This is a genomic window from Microcystis sp. LE19-131.1A (genome assembly GCF_027532015.1).
Taxonomy (GTDB): domain Bacteria; phylum Cyanobacteriota; class Cyanobacteriia; order Cyanobacteriales; family Microcystaceae; genus Microcystis; species Microcystis ichthyoblabe_A.
On the sequence record NZ_JAPZSS010000238.1, the window covers coordinates 1 to 2,715 of the forward strand.

Genomic DNA, 2,715 nt, shown 5'->3' on the forward strand with positions numbered 1-2,715 from the left:
AATAATAATTCCTAGTAAGCTCGCTCCTATCCCTAATTCTTTCGTTAGCTTTTTGCCTAGAATCGCTAGATCTATTTCTAGCGAGAGAAGCCAGAAGCCTGTGTTGGCAAGTTTTCTAGCTCGCTTGTCCCCCTGTCAGGACGATTTCTACTTCCTGATTTTGGCGATATATGGCTACCTGTTGACTAATGGGATCAATTAACCAACCTCTATATCATATCATGTAAAGTAGCGATCGAGCAAATGCTCATTGATCGCTACTTTACACGATCTTGTAACTCATCTCGCTCTTTCCCTTGCCACAAAATCTCGTTAATCAAAGATTGATAGCCTTGGTCTAAAGTGTATCAGACTTATCTGAAATGACTATATAACCCAAAAAACTGCTGAAAAAAGGGGCTTCGCGCCCCCAAAAATCTTTAGTCAACCGATTAAAAATCTACACCAGACTATAGACAATTACTAAGCCCAAAACTGCGGCAAAGACAATTAAAGCGTAGAATTGGGCGCGACCATTTTCAAGGTATTTAAGACCTTCACCACTGACAAGAGTAGCTAAACCGGTTAAATTCACCGCCCCATCGATAACGCGATAATCCACCTCCATAATTTGCCGTGCGAGACGACGACAACCCTGGACAAAAACTCGATCATAGAGATTATCAATGTACCACTTGTTCAGGGAAAAACGATACAAAGCGGGGAATTTTTCGGCAATAGTTGCGGGGTCAATTTTCTTCTGGAGATACATCAAAGAAGCGACAGTAATCCCGATTAAAGCAATCCCCACCGAATTACCCGCCATAATCAGAAACTCCGTCCAATCAAAAGCATGAACTTCTTCCACCACTTCGTTAGGAACATGAATAAAACCCTCGAAGAAATTCTGCCAAGGTTTACCCACCAAACCGATTAACAAAGAAGGAACCGCCAAAATCATTAGAGGTAAAGTCATAGTAATTGGCGATTCGTGGGGTTCATGGGCATGATGGCCGTGGTTGTCTTCTTCCTGCGCTTCCGAGTCTAATTGCTTAACATTCATTGCCCCCGGTCCAAAAGCCGGAATCGCGCCCGCGTTGGCTAACAGTCGCCGTTTAATCTCCTTATTAGTCCCTCTAAACTCCCCTTCAAAGGTATTAAAGTACATCCGGAACATATAAAAAGCTGTTAAACCCGCAGTACCCCAACCGATTAACCATAAAGCTGGGTTCGCCTCAAAAGCTAAACCGAGAATTTCATCCTTCGACCAGAAACCAGCGAAAGGAGGAATCCCACAGATGGCCAGAGTTCCCACCAGGAAAGTTAGGGCGGTAATGGGCATATACTTGCGTAAACCGCCCATCATCCGCATATCTTGCGCTAAAACCGGCTCATGACCGACCACATCCTCCATACCGTGGATGACCGAACCGGAACCGAGGAACAACATCGCCTTAAAATAAGCGTGGGTCATCAGGTGGAATAATCCCGCACTATAAGCGCCGATACCCATAGCCATAACCATATAACCCAATTGGGAGATGGTGGAATAGGCTAAACCCTTTTTGATATCATTCTGGGTGAGGGCGATACTTGCCCCTAGAAAGGCAGTAAAGGCCCCCGTCCAAGCAATTACCGTCATCGCCGTGGGAATTGGCTCAAAAACGGGATACATCCGAGCAATCAGGAAAACTCCGGCGGCCACCATCGTGGCGGCGTGAATCAGGGCCGAAATCGGGGTCGGACCTTCCATGGCATCCGGTAGCCAGACATGAAGGGGAAATTGGGCTGATTTGGCCACGGGTCCAAGGAAGACTAAAACGGCGAATAATGCCGCTAAACTGCCGGCAATGGCTCCAGAAGAGACTAATTCCTCTAGACGTTCACCCATGATATCAAACTCGAAGCTACCAGTGGCCCAGAAAAGCCCCAGCATTCCCAGTAATAAGCCAAAATCGCCGACGCGGTTGGTAACGAAGGCTTTTTGACAGGCCTCGGCGGCCGCCGGACGAGTGAACCAGAAACCTACTAGCAGATAGGAACACATCCCCACCAATTCCCAGAAAACGTAGATCTGGACTAGGTTGGGACTGATGACCAAACCGAGCATAGAACTGCTAAAAATGCTCAGATAGGCGTAAAAACGCACATAACCGGGGTCGTGGGCCATGTAACCATCGGTATAAATCATCACCAAAAAAGCCACGGTGGTGACGATAACCGACATTAAAGCACTGAGGTGATCGATCGTATAACCCATTTTCAGGTGAAAGTTACCCGCCGATGCCCAATCGATCATTTGGGTATAGGGAGCGTGTCCATTGATTTGACTCCACAACAGCGCAAAAGACAGCACCATCGACGCACCGAGGGTAGAAATGATCAATACAGCATTCACCTGTCGCAGACGATTGGTGACTTCATTAAAGGAAATTAAGCCCGCACCGACTAGGGTAGCGCCTACCAAGGGTAGGACGGGAACTAGCCACGCGTACTGATAAAGCGGTTCCATTCAGTAATACCTAGTTTACAATTTCACACTATTTGGTTTATCCTCATCTATTGTGACATAGGTTAATTCTTAAGAAAGTGTTTATAGTTAGTAAAAGTATAGTCAAATATAGACAGACTGAATTCCATTTCAGAAATTCCCTTCACTTTTACTTCGAGAGATTGATTCTCCTTGGGTGAACTACGCACCTCTCTATCCCATAGCGGTTAAACGCATTTGGGAAT

Annotated in this window: 1 protein-coding gene; it reads right to left on the reverse strand. The window is 46.1% G+C overall.

Translation table 11 applies throughout. The features are described 5' to 3' along the window. Nucleotides 1-439: 439 nt before the first annotated feature. Nucleotides 440-2,491 carry an NAD(P)H-quinone oxidoreductase subunit 5 gene (locus tag O9323_RS17375; RefSeq protein ID WP_002774199.1) on the reverse strand — a complete coding sequence of 684 codons (2,052 nt, stop codon included), beginning with the start codon at nucleotides 2,489-2,491 and terminating at the stop codon, nucleotides 440-442. Nucleotides 2,492-2,715: the final 224 nt, after the last annotated feature.